The organism is Kribbella speibonae (assembly GCF_004331375.1).
Taxonomy (GTDB): domain Bacteria; phylum Actinomycetota; class Actinomycetes; order Propionibacteriales; family Kribbellaceae; genus Kribbella; species Kribbella sindirgiensis.
Map to the genome: position 1 here is coordinate 1,904,430 of NZ_SJKC01000001.1, position 17,291 is coordinate 1,921,720.

General features: G+C 69.2%; 17 protein-coding genes. 11 read left to right on the top strand and 6 right to left on the bottom strand.

The genetic code is table 11. The annotated features are described in order from the left end of the window. Positions 1 to 132: 132 nt before the first annotated feature. Positions 133 to 1,116 (top strand): helix-turn-helix transcriptional regulator, encoded by a 984-nt coding sequence (locus E0H92_RS09600; protein ID WP_131496001.1) that lies wholly within the window; start codon positions 133 to 135, stop codon positions 1,114 to 1,116. Here the strand turns inward: E0H92_RS09600 and proS are convergent. The 6 genes from proS to E0H92_RS09630 all read right to left on the bottom strand — a co-directional run bounded on the left by proS (position 1,113) and on the right by E0H92_RS09630 (position 7,754). Beyond that, positions 1,113 to 2,525 carry a proline--tRNA ligase gene (gene proS, locus E0H92_RS09605; protein WP_131496002.1) on the bottom strand — a complete coding sequence of 471 codons (1,413 nt, stop codon included), beginning with the start codon at positions 2,523 to 2,525 and terminating at the stop codon, positions 1,113 to 1,115. The two genes, E0H92_RS09600 and proS, sit on opposite strands and share 4 nt — an antisense overlap. Positions 2,526 to 2,622: 97 nt before the next feature. Next, the gene (locus E0H92_RS09610) at positions 2,623 to 4,839 is read right to left on the bottom strand and encodes an NADP-dependent isocitrate dehydrogenase (protein ID WP_131496003.1); all 2,217 of its coding nucleotides are present in this window, start codon (positions 4,837 to 4,839) and stop codon (positions 2,623 to 2,625) included. 86 nt (positions 4,840 to 4,925) lie between these two features. Next, positions 4,926 to 5,588: a pentapeptide repeat-containing protein gene (locus tag E0H92_RS09615; RefSeq protein ID WP_131496004.1), complete on the bottom strand. Its 663-nt coding sequence runs from the start codon at positions 5,586 to 5,588 to the stop codon at positions 4,926 to 4,928. Positions 5,589 to 5,605: 17 nt separating this feature from the next. Then, complete coding sequence (locus tag E0H92_RS09620) at positions 5,606 to 6,442, bottom strand: ROK family protein (protein ID WP_131496005.1); 837 nt, start codon at positions 6,440 to 6,442, stop codon at positions 5,606 to 5,608. 20 nt (positions 6,443 to 6,462) lie between these two features. Beyond that, complete coding sequence (locus tag E0H92_RS09625; protein WP_131496006.1) at positions 6,463 to 7,236, bottom strand: hypothetical protein; 774 nt, start codon at positions 7,234 to 7,236, stop codon at positions 6,463 to 6,465. Then, positions 7,233 to 7,754, bottom strand: a complete 522-nt coding sequence (locus tag E0H92_RS09630) for a SigE family RNA polymerase sigma factor (RefSeq protein ID WP_131288111.1) — start codon at positions 7,752 to 7,754, stop codon at positions 7,233 to 7,235. The genes E0H92_RS09625 and E0H92_RS09630 overlap by 4 nt, the downstream gene beginning before the upstream one ends. Before the next feature lie 78 nt (positions 7,755 to 7,832). On the opposite strand from E0H92_RS09630, the gene E0H92_RS09635 reads away from it, so the two are divergent. The 10 genes from E0H92_RS09635 to E0H92_RS09680 all read left to right on the top strand — a co-directional run bounded on the left by E0H92_RS09635 (position 7,833) and on the right by E0H92_RS09680 (position 17,285). Beyond that, on the top strand, positions 7,833 to 8,345 hold the full coding sequence (locus E0H92_RS09635) for a hypothetical protein (RefSeq protein WP_131496007.1): 513 nt from the start codon (positions 7,833 to 7,835) through the stop codon (positions 8,343 to 8,345). A 215-nt stretch (positions 8,346 to 8,560) separates the two neighbouring features. Next, on the top strand, positions 8,561 to 9,226 hold the full coding sequence (locus E0H92_RS09640) for a YcnI family copper-binding membrane protein (protein ID WP_131496008.1): 666 nt from the start codon (positions 8,561 to 8,563) through the stop codon (positions 9,224 to 9,226). 2 nt (positions 9,227 to 9,228) lie between these two features. Beyond that, positions 9,229 to 9,735 carry a copper resistance CopC family protein gene (locus E0H92_RS09645; RefSeq protein WP_131496009.1) on the top strand — a complete coding sequence of 169 codons (507 nt, stop codon included), beginning with the start codon at positions 9,229 to 9,231 and terminating at the stop codon, positions 9,733 to 9,735. Then, complete coding sequence (locus E0H92_RS09650) at positions 9,732 to 10,709, top strand: copper resistance D family protein (protein WP_131496010.1); 978 nt, start codon at positions 9,732 to 9,734, stop codon at positions 10,707 to 10,709. Before E0H92_RS09645 ends, E0H92_RS09650 begins: the two co-directional genes overlap by 4 nt. 43 nt (positions 10,710 to 10,752) lie before the next feature. Next, a complete protein-coding gene (locus E0H92_RS09655) occupies positions 10,753 to 11,241 on the top strand; it encodes a MarR family winged helix-turn-helix transcriptional regulator (protein WP_131468371.1) in 489 nt (162 codons plus the stop codon). A 200-nt stretch (positions 11,242 to 11,441) separates the two neighbouring features. After that, positions 11,442 to 12,983, top strand: a complete 1,542-nt coding sequence (locus E0H92_RS09660; RefSeq protein ID WP_131468369.1) for an ABC transporter substrate-binding protein — start codon at positions 11,442 to 11,444, stop codon at positions 12,981 to 12,983. Next, positions 12,984 to 13,922, top strand: coding sequence for an ABC transporter permease (locus E0H92_RS09665; protein ID WP_131468367.1), 939 nt, complete (start codon positions 12,984 to 12,986; stop codon positions 13,920 to 13,922). Next, positions 13,919 to 14,710 carry an ABC transporter permease gene (locus tag E0H92_RS09670; protein ID WP_131468365.1) on the top strand — a complete coding sequence of 264 codons (792 nt, stop codon included), beginning with the start codon at positions 13,919 to 13,921 and terminating at the stop codon, positions 14,708 to 14,710. Before E0H92_RS09665 ends, E0H92_RS09670 begins: the two co-directional genes overlap by 4 nt. Then, a complete protein-coding gene (locus tag E0H92_RS09675; RefSeq protein ID WP_131496011.1) occupies positions 14,707 to 16,230 on the top strand; it encodes an ABC transporter ATP-binding protein in 1,524 nt (507 codons plus the stop codon). Before E0H92_RS09670 ends, E0H92_RS09675 begins: the two co-directional genes overlap by 4 nt. Continuing rightward, entirely contained in the window at positions 16,227 to 17,285 is a 1,059-nt protein-coding gene (locus E0H92_RS09680) for a pyridoxal-phosphate dependent enzyme (RefSeq protein ID WP_202873553.1), read from the top strand. Before E0H92_RS09675 ends, E0H92_RS09680 begins: the two co-directional genes overlap by 4 nt. The last annotated feature ends 6 nt before the right edge of the window (positions 17,286 to 17,291 follow it).

Genomic DNA, 17,291 nt, shown 5'->3' on the forward strand with positions numbered 1-17,291 from the left:
TCGGGAACCTGTAGGCACCATCCGCGACCGCGGTTTCGGCACGTCTTCGGCCGCATCACTTGGCAAGTCGCTGGGTACAGCGCGATAGTCGAGTGATCGATACAGCCGAGGTGTGTGTGGGGAGCCGACGTTGTGGAGTCAGAGAAGGTCGCCCCGCTGAGGGTGGACGCGGAGACCGCGATCATCCTGCGCGAGGCGTACCACAAGATCGAGGCGTTGTTCCGGGCCGACCACTACGGTCTGTACGACTACGTACGGGTGGTGGCCGGGAAGATCGCGCGCGTCGACGCCTTCTACGTCGGGTTCTTGCAGGGCACCAGCCGCGTACGGTTCCCGTACGGGTACGACGACGGCGAGTACGTGAACCCGGACACCCATATCTTCGGTCCGAACGGGCAGACGGCCTGGCTGATCAAGCACCGGCACACCTACAGGTTCGCCTACGACAACGGTTCCACCCTGCACGCCGGCGTACCGGTGGGGGACCTGCGGCGGCGGTCCGGGGACGCGGTGACGGTGCCGATCTTCCGGCCGGCCAAGGACGGGCCCGATCAGCTGTTCGGGATGCTCTCGATGCAGAGCTACGAATCCAAGGCGTACGACGACAACGCCGTGCGGGCGTTCGAGTGGCTGTGCGAGGTGGTCGAGCGGGTCCTGACCCGTGAGGGCGAGGACCGGGAGTCGTTGCGCCGGCTGCCCGCGGGGGACATCGGCCCGAACCTGCTGACCTCCGACCACGTGATGGAGTACCTGACGCACCGGGTCGCCTCGATCCGGGAGATCGCGGCCGAGGCGCTGGACGAGCCCGACGTGAGTACCGCCGTCCACACGCACCTGGAGCGGATCGTCGACGCCGCCGAGCACATCCAGTCCGAGCTGATCGAGATGCTGATGGAGACCGACGAGGGCCCCGAGCGCCGGTTCAGCAGCCTGACGAAGGCACAGCAGGCCGTCGCCGTCCTACTGACCGACGGCCTCGACAACGACCAGCTGGCCGCCGAGCTCGGCGTCAGCCTCAACACCGTCAAGACCCACCTCAGCGCGATCCTCCGCAAATACGGCTTCCGCTACCGCTCCCAGGTGGCCGACGACGTCCGCAGGTACCTGGCCCGCTAGTACGAGCGGGCCACGTAGGCCACCAGGTCTGGTTCGTCGTCGTTCACCGGTAGTGAGCCGTCCGGGCGTTGCAGGCAGCGGACTGTGATGCCGGATTCGCCCAGGCGGTCCTCGCCCTGTTCGCCGACAGCGTCGTACGGGATGCGCGCCCAGCCGGTGCCCGCGGCCTCGACCGCCTCCTCGACTGTGGACACCCCCGTGATGCGGGCGGTTTGGCGGGCGCTTGCCTCGGTCAGGAGGTGTGCTTGGTCCGCCTCGAGGGCGGCGGCGACGTGTGCGGTGAGCTCGATCAGGGCGACGGCGGTCTTGGCGGAGTCGCGCAGTCGGCGTACGACGGTGGCGTTGCCGGCGGCGAGGTCGCGGGGTCCGATCTCGATGCGGAGCGGGACGCCTTTCAGCTCCCAGTTCACCGCGCGGCGCCCGAACGGCTGATCGGCACGGTCGTCCACTTCCACCCGCAACCCGGCAGCCTTCAGGTCATCGGCGATCCGGTGCGCCGCCTCGATGGCTTCGTCCTTCACCGCGAGTACGACGACCTGCACCGGCGCGACCGCCGGCGGGACCCGGAGGCCGGCGTCGTCGCCGTGCACCATGATGAGGCCGCCGACCATCCGGGTGCTGCTGCCCCAGGACGTGGTCCACGCGAGCTCACGCCGTCCCTCGCTCGACAGGTAGCCGATGTCGAACGCGTGCGCGAAGTTCTGCCCGAGCTCGTGCGACGTGCCCATCTGCAGGGCCTTGCCGTCGCGCGTCATCGCTTCGAGCGTCATCGTGTTCACGGCTCCTGCGAACCGCTCCCGTCGCGTCTTGCGGCCGACGACGACCGGGATCGCGAGGACGTCGACCATGACCTCGCGATAGACGTCGTACAGGATCTTCGTCGCGTAGGCGCGGGCGTCCTCGGCGGAGACGTGCGCGGTGTGGCCCTCCTGCCAGAGGAATTCGGTGGTGCGCAGGAACAGCCGCGGGCGGAGCTCCCAGCGGACGACGTTCGCCCATTGGTTGAGCAGCAGCGGGAGGTCGCGGTAGCTCTGGATCCACTTGGCCAGGTACTCGCCGACAACGGTTTCCGACGTCGGCCGGACGACCGCGGGCTCCTCGAGTTGCTTGCCGCCGGCATGGGTCACGACCGCGAGCTCCGGGCTGAAACCCTCGACGTGCTCGGCCTCGCGCTGCAGGTAGCTTTCCGGAATCAGCAGCGGAAAGTACGCGTTCCGCGCCCCGGTCGCCTTGATCCGCCGATTCATTGCCTCCTGCAACAGTTCCCAGATCCCGTACCCGTACGGTCGTACCACCATGGTCCCCCGCACCGGCCCGTTGTCAGCGAGCTCGGCCTTGGCAATCACATCCTGGAACCATCGCGGAAAGTCCGTCGCCTGCGCGGCAAGCACGGATCGGGTTGCTGTCATGCCCGCCAGTCTAGAAAGGCGATCGTGGGTGCTGCCACGCATTAACAACGCGCCCCCGGCACCCTGTCGGGCACCGGGGGCGCGTTGTTGAAGACGCTCAGAGGGTAGCGAGGGCGTCGTTCCAGGTCTTGGAGGGACGCATGATGGCGGCCGCCTTGGCCGGGTCCGGCTGGTAGTAGCCGCCGAGGTCGGCCGGGGTGCCTTGGACCGCGAGCAGTTCGTCGACGATGGTCTGCTCGTTCGCGGCCAGGGTCTCGGCCAGCGGCGCGAAGGCCTTGGCCAGGTCGGCGTCGTCGGTCTGCTTGGCCAGCTCCTGCGCCCAGTACAGGGACAGGTAGAAGTGGCTGCCGCGGTTGTCGATTCCGCCGACGCGACGGGTCGGGGACTTGTCCTCGTTCAGGAACGTGGCGGTCGCCCGGTCGAGTGTGTCGGCCAGGATCTGCGCCCGCGCGTTGCCGGTCGCCTGGGCCAGGTGCTCGAAGCTCGCCGCCAGCGCGAAGAACTCACCCAGGCTGTCCCAGCGCAGGTAGTTCTCCTTGACCAGCTGCTGTACGTGCTTCGGCGCCGAACCGCCCGCACCGGTCTCGAACAGGCCGCCGCCGGCCATCAATGGCACGACCGACAGCATCTTCGCCGAAGTGCCCAGCTCGAGGATCGGGAACAGGTCGGTCAGGTAGTCACGCAGCACGTTGCCGGTCACCGAGATGGTGTTCTCGCCGCGGCGGATCCGCTCCAGCGAGAACCCGATCGCGTCGACCGGCGCCAGGATCCGGATGTCCAGACCCTCGGTGTCGTGGTCGAACAGGTACTTCTGCACCTTCGTGATGATCTGAGCGTCGTGCGCCCGGGTCTCGTCCAGCCAGAACACCGCCGGGTCGCCGGTGGCGCGCGCCCGGTTGACGGCCAGCTTGACCCAGTCCTGGATCGGGGCGTCCTTGGTCTGGCAGGCGCGGAAGATGTCACCGGCCGAGACGGCCTGCTCGAGCACGACGTCGCCGGCCTCGTCCACCAGCCGGACGGTGCCCGTGGTCTGGACCTCGAAGGTCTTGTCGTGCGAGCCGTACTCCTCGGCCTTCTGCGCCATCAGGCCGACGTTCGGCACCGAGCCCATGGTGGCCGGGTCGAACGCGCCGTTCGCGCGGCAGTCGTCGAGAACGACCTGGTAGATCCCCGAGTAGCTGTGGTCCGGCAGCACGGCGAGGGTGTCGTGCTCTGCGCCGTCCGGGCCCCACATGTGCCCCGACGTCCGGACCATGGCCGGCATCGACGCGTCGACGATGACGTCGGACGGGACGTGCAGGTTGGTGATGCCCTTGTCCGAGTCGACCATCGCGAGCTTCGGGCCGTCGGCCAGCTCGGCGTCGAAGGAGGCCTTGATCTCGGCGCCCTCCGGCAGGCTCGCGATCCCGTGCAGGATGCCGCCGAGGCCGTCGTTCGGGGCCAGGCCGGCCTTCGCCAGTACGTCGCCGTACTGCGCGAACGTCTTCGGGAAGAAGGCGCGGACGACGTGACCGAAGATGATCGGGTCCGACACCTTCATCATGGTGGCCTTCAGGTGCACCGAGAACAGCACGTCCTCGGCCTTCGCCCGGGCGACCTGCGCGGTCAGGAACTCGCGCAGCGCGGCCACGTGCAGGACGGACGCGTCGACGACCTCGCCGGCCAGGACCGGGACCGACTCGCGCAGCACCGTCGTGGTGCCGTCGTCACCGGCCAGCTCGATCCGCAGCGAGCCTGCGGACTCGATCACGGCCGACTTCTCCGTCGCGCGGAAGTCGTCGTTGTCCATCGTCGCGACGTTGGTCTTGGACTCGGCCGTCCAGGCGCCCATCCGGTGCGGGTGGGTCTTGGCGTAGTTCTTCACCGAGGCCGGGGCGCGGCGGTCCGAGTTGCCCTCGCGCAGCACCGGGTTCACCGCGGAGCCCTTGACCTTGTCGTAGCGGGCCTGGACCTCCCGCTCCTCGTCGGTCTTCGGCTCGTCCGGGTACTCCGGCAGCGCGTAGCCCTGGGACTGCAGCTCGGCGATCGCGGCCTTCAGCTGCGGGACCGAGGCCGAGACGTTCGGCAGCTTGATGATGTTCGCCGCGGGCGTCTTGGCCAGCTCACCGAGCTCGGCGAGCGCGTCCGCGATCCGCTGGTCGTCCTGGAGGTACTCCGGGAAGACGGCCAGGATCCGGCCGGCCAGTGAGATGTCCCGGGTCTCCACGCCGACACCGGCCTGGCCGGCGTACGCCTGGACGACAGGGAGGAACGAGTACGTGGCGAGCGCCGGAGCCTCGTCGGTGTGGGTGTAGATGATCGTCGAGTCAGTCACGTCCCCACCTTAATGGGCCGTCCGGCCTGCCCGGCCCCGGCGTGGGCAGGCTCACGCCGGTCCAAGGGTTCGCCTGCGGGGATCAGTCAGTCGAGCTCGTCGGGGTGAGCAAGTGTGATACCGCTCGCGGCGGTCACAGCGCTGGTGAACGCGAGCGTGTCGATCGGGGAGGAAGCCGCCACGGTCGCCCCGGACAGTGACGCTAGGCCCTTGGCGCCGTCCCAGGTGCAGTCGACGAACACCGCTTTGGCGGCCTTGACCTGCGAGAACTCCACACCGGACAGGTCGCAGCGGCGGAACACGGCGCCGGTCAGGTCGGCCGAGACGAAGTCGGCGCTCTGCAGGCGGCAGTCGGTCAGCGCGACCTTGAAGAACTTCGCGAACCGGAACGACGCGAAGTCGAGCACGGTGTCCTGGACGGTCACGTGCTGGAGGTTCGCGCCGGGCCCGGCGAATCCGATCATCCGGGAGCCGGTGATCGCGACCCGGGTCAGCGCCGCGTCGGACCAGCGGGAGTTCGCCAGGTCGCACTGGGTGAGCTCGGTGTCGACGAGGATCAGCTTCTCCAGGTCGGACCCGGCCAGCTTGCTCCGGGTGAACCGGCAACCGCTGATCTCGACGTGCTCGGCCTCCAGATCGCTCAGATCCACATCCTCCAGCCCGAGATCGAGCAACCGCTCCTCGTCCTCGATCTCCGCCGGAAGCGCGGACTCGAGCTGGGCACGGACACGGGGCGCGGCGATCTTCACGCCCCCGACCGTAGCGGCTACGCGCTGCGTAGGTAGTGGGCGGCGGCGCCGACGAGAGCCGAATGCTCGGTGTCCTGTGTCGCGGAGGCGGGGAAGTCGAGGACTGACTCGATCAGGTCGAAGGCGCCTGAGATCGAGCCGCCCAGGACTGTGTGCGTCACACCGAAACGGTCCAGCCAGGGCTTCAGGGCGTCCGCGAGATCGGTGAAGGCGGCCTGCAGTACGGCGAGAGCGGTCGTGTCGCCGGCGCGGGCCTGGTCGGCGATCTCCTTGACGCCGGGGGCCTCGGCGCCGGCGCTCTCGGCGTACCGGCGGAGGATCGCGCGGGCGGAGATCGAGTCCTCCAGCGGTTTCCCGCCGTACGTCGTCTTGTACAGCTCACCGCCCGGCGGGACAGTGCTGCCCTCGCGGACCACGCGGCCGTCGGCGAGGAACGCCGTACCGATGCCGGTGCCGATCGTGACGCCGACGCAGCGTTCGACCCCGCGGACCTCGCCCGCGGTCCACTCGCCGACCGCGAACGCCTCCGCGTCGTTCATGAACAGCAGCCGGTCGATCCCCAGTTCGCTGCTCAGCGCCTCGCCGAGGTTGAACCCGTACAGCTGGTCGAACTTGCCCTGACCGCGGTACCACGCGACCCCGGTGGCGAAGTCGAACGGACCGGGCAGCGCGACCGCCAGACCGTTTGCCAGCGGCAACTTCCGGGCGGTCTCCGCGAGCTGCTCGACCACCACCCCGGCCGCCTTCTGCGACTCGAGCTTCGCCCGGTCCACCTCGGTCACGTCCCACGTGCCGGGCGCCACCACGGCCGCCGTGACGTGGCTTCCCCCGATCTCCAGCACAGCTACGTCCATCCGCACATCATCGCAGGACGTCAGTACCGCTCCTTGAACACCTGCTTCCCGATGTCGTTGTACATCGTGATGTAGATCGGGTCGGTGTTTCCCTTCAGGATGTCGTCGGTGTAGACGCGGTGCACCCAGTACCCGTCCTTGACAGTGGCGTCGCTGCTCTGCCCCAGGCCGGTGAACGCGATCCGGGTGACTCCCTCCGGCACCCGGCCCGCGTAGCTGTACCGCACACCCCGGCAGCTGGCCTGCTCGTAGTCCCGCTTCACCGGCGCGTTGCCGCAGCCCATGCTCCAGTAGCGCTGGATCTGGTATTCGCGGGTGACGATGCCGACGTTCAGCAGTGTCGCGCCGAACCCACCCAGCACCTGCTTCTGGATCGGCACCCCCGCCACGCAGTACGCGTACTGCGTGCCGTCCGGCGACCGGCGAACCGTCATCGTGCCGTCGGCATCGCTCGCCTCGACGACCTTGTCGGTCCAGGTGGTCGCCACCTGACGTCGCCAGGCGTCGTCGTTCGCGGTCCGGAAGAAGTCGTCGGACTTCGCGCACAGGTCGGTGATCGCGGCAGGCTGGGCGACCGTCGCCGGTTGCGGCTCCTTCGGGGTGTCCACGATCCTGCCCACCAGCAGTGCGGCGATCACAGCGGTCGCGGTGCCGACGGCCGTGGCCGCGCCCAGCACCGCGCGCCGGCGGCGGGTCCGGTGCCGGCCGGCCGCGACCAGTTCGGTCACGTCGGGCGCGAACGACGTACCGCGCTCGGTCGCCTGGTCCATCAGGGTCTTCAGTTCGCCCGTCATTTCATCCCTACCAGGTCGGAGAGCTCGGCCAGGGACGGATGGGTGCGCAGCTTCTCCAGGGCGCGCAGCGTCTGGCTCTTCACGGTTCCGGGGCGGCAGTCGAGGGCGGTCGCGGTCTCTTCGACGGACAGTTCGTCGAAGTACCGCAGTACGACGCACGCGCGCTGGCGGGGCGGAAGCTCGGCGAGGGCCTTCGTGATCACCAGCCGGTTCTCGACGACGCCCAGCACATCCGCCTCGGCCTCGTTGGCGAAGTACTCGTCGCCGCCGACGACCTCCTGGCTGGATTTCCGGCGGAGCGCGTCGAGTGTGGTGGAGACCACGACCTTTCGCGCGTACGCACCGACCGCGCCCTTGCGCTGGATCCTGCCCCAGACCCGGTACAGCCGGATCAGGGCCTCCTGGGTCGCGTCCTCTGCCCGCCGCCAGTCCCCGCACAGAAGGTAAGCGGTTCGGCACAGAGAGTTGGCATGATGCGTGACGAACTCGACGTAGTCCTGCTCCGTCTCCGCTCTCACCCGCGGCGCTCCCCAGTCATGCCGAGTCAAACGTGATGGGCCGTCCGAATGGTTGCACGACTACGGCAGACTTTTCCCGTGACCGAGCGCAGGACGACGTCCGTGGTCGCGGCGCTGAGCGTCGCGGTGGCGGTGGCCGGTCATGCGCTCGTCGGGGGTGGCGGTGTGCCGCTCGGCGTCGTACCTCCGCTGGCGGCGTTGGCCGGCGTCTGCTGGCTGCTCGGCGAGTACCTGGCGGGGGAGCTGTTGCTGACGGGTCTCGTGCTGGCCGGGGTGCAGCTGTTCGTGCACGTCGCGCTGGACTCGCTGACCATGCACCACGGGATGTCGATCGCGAGCAGCCTGATGATGACGGCGACCCACCTGGGTGCGCTGCTGGCGGGCGTCCTCGCGATCGGCCAGGCGCACCGCTGGGTCCATCGGGTACGCCGGGTGTTCGCGCGACTGCTCCCGGAACTGCCGGTCCTGTGTCCGGTGCTGCTGGTCCCCGCAGCTGTCGGCTTCTTCACGTCGTGGACCCCGAACGGGTCCCGCCTCGGCACGAGCGTCTCCGGGCGCGGGCCTCCCGGCAGACCTGGGCGTGGCTGCTGACCCCGCGCCTACTGCGCGGCACTCGGCACGGCACCTCGCCGCACTGGAGCAAAGGCGACGATGAACCACATCGACGCCTTCGCTCCAGCACGCCGATGCACCGCACCGAGCACCTGCTCGCGACGGCGCAGGGTCAGCAGCCACGCCCTGTAACTGCTGCTTTCTGAGCCGGCCGTACAGCGCCGGACTACTCGTATGCCTTGAAAGGTTCTCTCATGCCCAAGAGATTCATCCTGCGTGCCGGTGCGATCGTCGCGGCCTCCGCGCTCGTCGTGATCGGCGCCGCGAGTTCGGCGTCGGCGCATGTCACGGTGTCGTCGCCGGACGCGAAGCCCGGCGGGTACGCGAAGCTGGTGTTCCGGGTGCCGACCGAGTCGGACAACACCAGCACCACGAAACTCGTCGTCTCGCTGCCCAAGGACCATCCGTTCGCGCACGTGGGTGCGCAGGTGAAGGACGGATGGAAGGTGGAGAAGAAGGAAGAGAAGTTGCCGGCCGAGGTGAAGGTCGGTGACGTCACGCTGACCAAGGCGATCACCACGGTCACGTGGACCGCGACCGGGGCCGGGATCCCGCCGAACGACTTCGACGAGTTCTCGCTGTCGGTCGGGAAGCTGCCCGAGGGCGTGGACGCGTTGAGCTTCCCGGCGGATCAGACCTACAGCGACGGCGAGGTGGTGAAGTGGGCCGACGTCGCGAAGGACGGCGCCGAGGCCGAACACCCGGCGCCGACGTTGAAGCTGGCCGCGGCGGTCACACCGGTCGCGGCGGCCACCGATTCGTCCGACACGGTGGCGCGCTGGCTCGGCGGTGGCGGTTTGCTGGTCGGGCTGCTCGGTCTGGCTTTCGGGCTCCGGCCGCGTCGGGCCGCGGTGCAGTAACCATGCGCCGATTCATCGCAGTACTGGTCGCGTCGCTGTTCACGCTGGTGGTTTCCGCCGGCGTGGCGGCGGCGCACGCCAAGCTCGAATCGATGACGCCGACCGACGGTTCCTCGATGGCCGCCCCGCCGACGAAGGTGGTGCTGACCTTCAACGAGCCGGTCGGGTCCAACGGGACGCAGGTGCAGGTGAAGGCGCCGAACGGTACGAACGTCGCGAACGGTGCCGTCCAGGTGGTCGACAACACGGTCACGCAGCCGGTCGGCGCGATGATCGAGGCCGGTAAGTACACGGTCGAGGCCCGGGTGGTCTCGGCCGACGGCCACCCGATCACCGTCAGCGGCGCCTTCACCGTCACGCACGCCGGCCATCCCGCCACCCAGCCGGCCGACGCTCCGGCGCAGCCCGAGGGCAACTCCAACACGGTGACGATCGTCGCGATGTGCCTGGTGATGCTCGTGGTCGTGGCGCTGGCCGTGGTGATCGTCCGCCGCCGTCCGGCCTCATGAGGCGTGCGCTCGGGATAGTTGCTACCGGCATCGTTGTGATGGTGGTCGCGCTGCTCGCCGGCGGCGGTGCGCCGCAGCGGCCGGCGGACGGCCTGCTCGGCGCCGGAATCGCTGTTTCCTGGGCAGTTCCGGTACTGCGGATCCTCGCGGACGCGGCCGCGGTGGCCACCGGCGGGGCCGTGGTGGCGGTCGTACTGTTCCTGCCGGCGAAGGACGGAATGCTCGGAAACAAAGCGATCCGCGCCTGTCAGGACGCCGCGCTGGCCGCCGGGATCTGGTCGGTCGCGAGTATCGGCGGCCTGATCGCCACCGCCACCGTGATCCTCGGCATCCCGCTGTCCCATCTCGCCGAGCACGCCGAACCGGCCGGCCAGCTGAGTCAGGTCCGGGCGCTGGCAGTCGCCGTGGTGCTCACCGCCGTACTCGCCGTGATCCTCAGCGGTACCAAGACCTTGCGTACCGCCCGACTGGCCGCCGTACTCACGATCGCTGCCCTGACCGGCCCGCTCCTCACCGGTCATGGCGCGATCGACCGCACCAGCCTCTGGTCCGTCCTCGCCACCGCATCACTCGTCGTCCACGTCGTCGCCGCGACCGCCTGGATCGGCGGGTTGGGGGCAGTACTGCGGTACACGCGCTCCCGCGAGGCCGTTGAGCTGTTCAGCGCGCTGGCCTTCGTCTGCGCCGTGACGATCGGCATCACCGGACTCCTCACCGCCGAGATCCACCTCGGCGGCCGGCAGGACGGCTGGGGGCTGATCACGCAATGGGTGACCACTGGGTACGGCGTTCTCGTGCTCGGGAAAACGCTGGCGTTCGCGCTCCTGGTCTTCATCGGCTGGCTGCACCGGCGGAACACGATCCCGCGGGTGGCGGCCGGCGAACCGGGGGCGTTCCGGCAGCTGGCAGTGCTGGAACTCGCGGTGATGGCCGGCACGATCGGCCTCGCGGTTGCCCTCTCGCGCACCCCTTGACGCGAGTCGGTGACATGTCAACGTCCGTCCGTACAATAGATGGATGGAGGAACCGCAGTGGCTCGGGGCGCAGGAGGCTGGGCTCTGGCAGTCGTACCGTGACACGCATCGCGAACTGATGCGCGCGCTCGAGGCGCGGATGATCACGAACTCGGGCCTGTCCGGCGCCGACTACGCGCTGCTGCACCCGCTGTCCGAGGCCGAGGACGGCCTGCTCCGCACCCGCGACCTCGGCCGCTCGGTCGGCTGGGAACGCAGCCGCCTGTCGCACCAGGTCAGCCGGATGGAGAAACGCGGCCTGGTCACCCGTGAGGAATGCACCTCCGACGCCCGCGGCTCGATGGTCCGCCTCACCCCACTCGGCCGCAAGGCGATCGAATCCGCCGCGCCCGATCACGTCGCCGCCGTTCGCAGCTACTTCTTCGACCACCTGACCGCGGACGAGCAGGCCCAGCTCACCACCCTCCTCAACCGCATCGCGGCCAACCTCCCGAACACCTGCGCCACCCCCGACTGCGACGAAATCTCCTAAGGACAGGAGGTAGTGCCGCCCGAGGCCCTTCGGCCTGGTGCGGCGAGCCTGGCGCGGGCGATCGGTAGTGACCACCTCCTGTCGTTAGCGCGGATCAGACACGCCGTCACGGAGAGCGATCGGGGGACCGGGCGGAAAGAATGATCGCGTCGGGTTCGGATGCGCGCTGGATTTGACAATCGTTTTCACTAAAGGTGAGGATGGGGCGCGTGTCCGAGGCTTTGGGTAGGCGTGGGTTTCTGGGGCTGGCCGGGGTTGCCGGGCTGGCGGCGATGACCGGATGTGGGGCGGACGGGGGTGCGGCCGCGCAACCCACACAGGGCGGGCGGCTGCGTGCCGTGTACGCCGGTGGCGGGGCGAAGGAGGTGCTCGACCCGCACGTGCAGAGCCTGTTCGTGGACATCGCGCGGCACAAGGCGATCTACGAGAAGCTCGTCGAACTCGGCCCGGATCTGAAGCCGGTACCGCGGCTCGCGTCGAAGTGGGAACACGACGGCACCGCGACGACCTGGCGGTTCAGCCTGCGCGACGCGACCTTCCACGACGGCGCCAAACTGGTCGCCGAGGACGTGCTGTACAGCATCGCCCGGATCGTCGATCCCGCCGTCCCTGAGCGGGTCGCGCAGTCGTCGCTCGCGACGCTGGATCTCAAGCGCAGCAAGGCGATCGGCCCCGCGACGGTCGAGCTGGTGCTGACCCAGCCGAACGCGGAGTTCCCCGCGCTGCTGGCCGGAATCGGCACCCAGATCGTGCGGAACGGGTTCAAGGATCCGACCAAGCCCGTCGGGACCGGCGCGTTCCGGTACGTGTCCTTCGAGGCCGGCCGCTCGATGGTCGGGTCGCGGTACGACGACTACTGGGACGAGCCCGCGCGGATCGAGGAGCTGCACATCCTGTCCGCCGACTCCGAGGCGCGGGCGAACGCCGTACAGGGTGGTCAGGCGGAGTACGCCAACGACATGACGGCGACGTTCGCGCGGACGGCGGAGGCCGGCAAGACGGTGCGGATCGTGGCGGCGAAGGCCAGCACGATGCAGGCGTTCGTGATGAAGGTCGACCAGGCGCCGTTCGACAACCCCGACGTACGGCTCGCGTTCAAGTTGGTGGCGGACCGGCAGCGGCTCGTGGACGTCGTACTGGCCGGCCGGGGTGAGGTGGGGAACGACCTGTTCGGCAAGGGATATCAGTACTACCCGGCCGATCTGCCGCCCCGGGAACGCGATGTCGAGCGGGCGCGGAGCTTGCTGAAGAAGGCCGGGCTGGCGGGCAAAGAGGTGGAGATCTTCACCGCGGACGCGTCGGCCGGGTTCGTCGAGGCGGCCACGTTGTTCGCGGAGCAGGTCGCGGAGGCGGGGGTGCGGTTGAAGGTCACGACCGGGAGCCCGCAGACGTACGCGAAGGACCTGCTCACGAAGGGGGCTATTGGCAACCATCGGTCGGGGGCGATGCCGATTCCGCAGTACGTCACCGATCGGTTGCTGTCGCATTCGCCGTTCAACGTCACGCATTGGCGGCGGCCTGCGTTCGACACGGCGTTCGCGGCGGCGCGGGCGGTGACGTCCGAGGACGAGCGGTCGGCGAAGTACGGCGTACTGCAGAAGACGGTGCGCGACGAGGGCGGGATCCTCGCCTGGGGGCTGCCGGACTACATGATCGCGGTGTCGTCGAAGGTGCAGGGAGTGCAGGCGGTGCCGCCGAACACGTTGGACCAGGGCCGGTTCGACAAGGTGTGGCTGGCCTGAATGCGGTCGTACGCCGCTCAACGGGCGGGGCTCGCCGTCGTTCAGTTGGCGGTGCTCTCGGTGCTGGTGTTCGTGCTGACGTCGCTGCTGCCGGGAGACGCGGCGGATCTGCGGTTCACCGAGACGCTGACGCCGGCGCAGGTCGCCGCGCTGCGGGCGGAGCTCGGTCTTGACCAGCCGCCTGCCGAGCGGTTCGTGCACTGGGTGGGCAATGTGTTCACGGGCGATCTCGGTACGTCGCTGATCAGCGGGGGACCGGTGGCCGACATCGTGCGGAGCTCGATCGGCGCGACGCTCGTACTCACGCTGGCGACGCTCGCGATCGTCGTACCGCTGGCCGTTGCCCTGGGCATCGTGATGGGGACGCGTGAGAACGGGCGGGTCGATCGGGCGATCACATCGGTCACGTTGGCGTTGTCGGCGATTCCGGATTTTGTAATCGCTGTCGTGCTGGTGGCTGTGTTTTCTCTGAAGCTCGGGTGGTTGCCGGCTACGTGGATCGGTGGGAGCCTGCTGTCCTCGCCTGCGCTGCTGATCCTGCCCATCGCTGTGCTCTTCGGCCGGACGGTCTGCCTGTTGTCGCGTCAGGTCCGTGCGGGGACGGTTGCTGCTCTGAATGCCGAGTATGTGACGCAGGCTCGACGGCTCGGCATCCCGCGTCGTCAGTTGCTGCTCCGGCATGTGCTGCCGAACGCTGCGGTTCCTGGTGTCCAGGAGTTGGCGCGTACCGGCGACACGCTTCTAGGAGGGGTGCTGGTCGTCGAGGCGATCTTCGCGATCCCCGGCTTCGCGACAGCGCTCGTAGACGGGGTGGAGACCCGCGACATCCCAACGGTGCAAGGTCTCACGCTTGTCCTGGCCGTTGCCGCGCTCCTCATCAACCTCGGCGCCGACCTCCTCTGCAACCGGCTGGTCCCGCGCTCGGAGATCCTCCGATGAACCCCCGTGAAGGCGTATCGCTGGGGCTCGTTGCGGTGCCGTTGGTGGTTGCGGTGGTCGGCCCGTTTCTGCCGTACGGCGCTCGGACGGGTCTGCCGTACTCGTCCGAAGGAGTGCTGGGGACGGATGGGTTGGGGCGGGATGTGCTGGGGCTGCTGTTGGTGGGTGGGCGGACGGCGCTCGGGATGGCGATCGGGGCGGTGGTGCTGGCGTATCTGGTGGGCGGGCTGATCGGGCTGACGGCCGCGTCGACCCGGCACCGGTGGCTGGACGAAGGCATGATGCGGCCGCTCGACGTACTGCTGCCGCTCCCGTCCCTGCTTGTCATCAGCGTGGTCGCCGTCGGCTGGCGCGCGTCCGCGGCGGCGATCACCGTCGCCGTCGCGATGGTGAACGTACCGACCGTCGCCCGACTCGTCCGAGCAGCGGCCCTGGACGCGGCCAGTGGACCAGTGGTAGAGGCGCTGCGGATGCAGCGGGAATCGTGGGTCACCATCCAGCTCGGGTACGTCGGACGCTCGGTGCTCGGCCCCGTCGCGGCGGATCTCGGCACCCGGATCACGCTCGCGGTGTTCCTCGTCGCCTCGGTCAACTTCCTCGGCCTCGGCCTGAGCCCCACCGCGCCGGACTGGGCCGTCAGCGTGTCCCGCAACCGCGAGGGCCTGCTGCTCCAACCCTGGTCGGTCCTCGCCCCGGCCCTCCTGCTCGTCTCCTTCACCTTGGGCTTCAACCTCCTCGCCGACCGCCTCGTCCACAGATCACGCCGCCTCGTGGAGAGCACACGATGACGCCGGTGGTGCGCGTGGTTGGGCTGTCGGCGACTGCTGGCAGCGCGGTGCTGGTCGACAACGTGTCGTTCGACGTTGTCGCGGGGGAGGTGACTGCGCTCGTGGGCGCGTCCGGGTCGGGGAAGACGACCTCGGCGCTAGCACTGCTAGGCGAGCACGGTGACGGTGTACGACTGGCCGGACGGGTCGAGGTTGGCGGCCAACTGGTTGTTGACAGCGAGGGAGTGACACCGAACGCGCCGGCGGTGCGTGGCCGCGTCGTCGCCTACATGCCGCAGCATCCCGGCAGCGCGCTCAACCCGGCCCGGCGCATCGGTACGACGCTGCAGGAACTGGCGAAATTGCACGACGGCGACCCGCGCGAGGCCGTCCGCGCGGCTCAGCTGCCTGGAGATCGCGCCACGCTCAAACGTTTTCCGCATCAGTTCTCCGGCGGCCAGCGGCAACGCGTAGCACTTGCGCAAACGCTCACCTGCCGACCGAAGGTTCTCGTGCTCGACGAGCCGAGCACCGGCCTCGACTCGATCACCCGCCTGCAACTCGTCCACGAACTCAGAGATCTCGCCACCACCGGTCTCGGCATCTTGTTGCTCAGTCACGATCTCGACCTGGTCCGAGCACTCGCGTCCCGGGTCGTCGTGCTCGACGCCGGGCAGGTGATCGCCACCGACGTACTCCCGCCCGCGCCGGACCTGCAACTCCCGGGAACCTCCGCCCTCGGACAACCGTTGCTAACGGCAATGAACCTGTCAGCCTCGCTGCGCCCGCGCGGCCGCGACGTCGTCCTGCACGAGGCCGACCTCGCCGTCCGCGCCGGCGCCTGCCTCGGCGTCGTCGGCCGCTCCGGCAGCGGCAAGACCACCTTGGCCCGCTGCCTGGCCGGCCTGCACGAGCGCTACACCGGCACCATCCTGCTCGACGACGTACCGCTTCCGGTCCTCCGCAAGCGCACCCGCGACCAGCACCGCCGCGTCCAGTACGTCTGGCAGGAGGTCCGCGGCTCGTTCGACGAACGACGGCCCGTCGACCAGCAGGTCGCCCGTACGGCGCAACGCCTGCGCGGACTCGCGCCGGGCCAGGCACACGCCGAAGCCGTCGCCACGCTCGCCCGTCTCGGCGTCGCCGCGATCACTGCCGCCCGCCCGCCGAGCCGCCTGTCCGGCGGCGAACTGCAACGCGCGGCCCTGGCGCGAGCAGTCCTGGCGAACCCCGACGTACTGATCTGCGACGAGATCACCACCGCGCTCGACGATCACGGTACGGCGCTGGTCCTCGACCTGCTGACCGAGCTCAAGGACCGCGGTACGGCGCTGATCTGGATCGGTCACGACCTGCGCCTGGTCGCAGCGGTCGCGGACCGGGTCCTCGTCCTCGACGCCGGCCGGGTCGTCGAGCAAGGCCCGCCCGCGACGCTCACCACCGACCCGCACCACGAGCTGACCAAACAGCTCGTCGCCGCCGCCCACCTCGATTCTCCGCCCGTGCTGACCACCGACTCAAGGAGCGAACCGCGCCGATGACGCGACTGCACGACCACCTGGCGGAGGCCATCAAGGACCCGGACCCGATCCGTGTCAGTTCCGGCGCCGGAGACGATCTGATCTGCCTGCGGTTCGAGACCATGAAGGTGTACTCCGCGCTCGGCGCCGTCCGCCGGCTCCTGGAGACCGGGCAGGTCCGGCCCGGTGACACGCTGATCGACAGCTCGAGCGGGATCTACGCGCACGCCCTCGCGCTCGCCTGCCACCGGTACGGGATGAAATGCCACATCGTCGGCTCGACCACGGTGGACCGGACGCTGAAGATCCAGCTCGAGATCCTCGGCGCCACCATCGAACAGGTGCCGTCGTCGAACAACCTGCAGCTCGACCAGAACCTCCGGGTCCGCCGGATCGGCGAGATCCTCCGCGACAATCCGACGTACCACTGGATGCAGCAGTACCACGACGACATCCACTACCTCGGGTACGGCGCGATCGCGGACCTCGTGGCGGAACTGGTGCCGTCGGGCCCGCTGTGCCTGGTCGGCGGCGTCGGTACCGGCGCCTCCACCGGCGCGATCGCGGCGTACCTGCGGGAACGCGGCCGGGATGTGAACCTGGTCGGCGTCCAGCCGTTCGGCAGCATCACGTTCGGGGCCGGGCACACGCAGGACCCGGAGATGATCATCGCCGGAATCGGGAGCTCGATCGAGTTCCGGAACGTGCGGCACGAGTTGTACGACCGGTTGCACTGGGTTTCCTTCGACTACGCGATGTCGGCCGCGGTGGATCTGCTCCGCACCTCCGGCGTGTTCGCGGGGCTTTCCGCCGGGGCGGCGTACCTGTCGGCGTTGTGGGAGCACAACTGCGATCGCGGGCGGAAACACGTTTTCCTGGCCGCGGACACCGGGACGCGGTACGTCGAGTCCGCGTTCGCCCGGCATGCCGAGGCGCGGCCGATGGCGTCGATGCGGCCGCGGGAGATCGACTCGCTGGACGAACTCGCGGTGCCGTGGTCGGCGATGTCGTGGGACCGGAGGGAATCCGCGCAGGTCCGCCGCGAAGAGTTTCCATCTGCGACTCCGTCGCATTAATGTGAT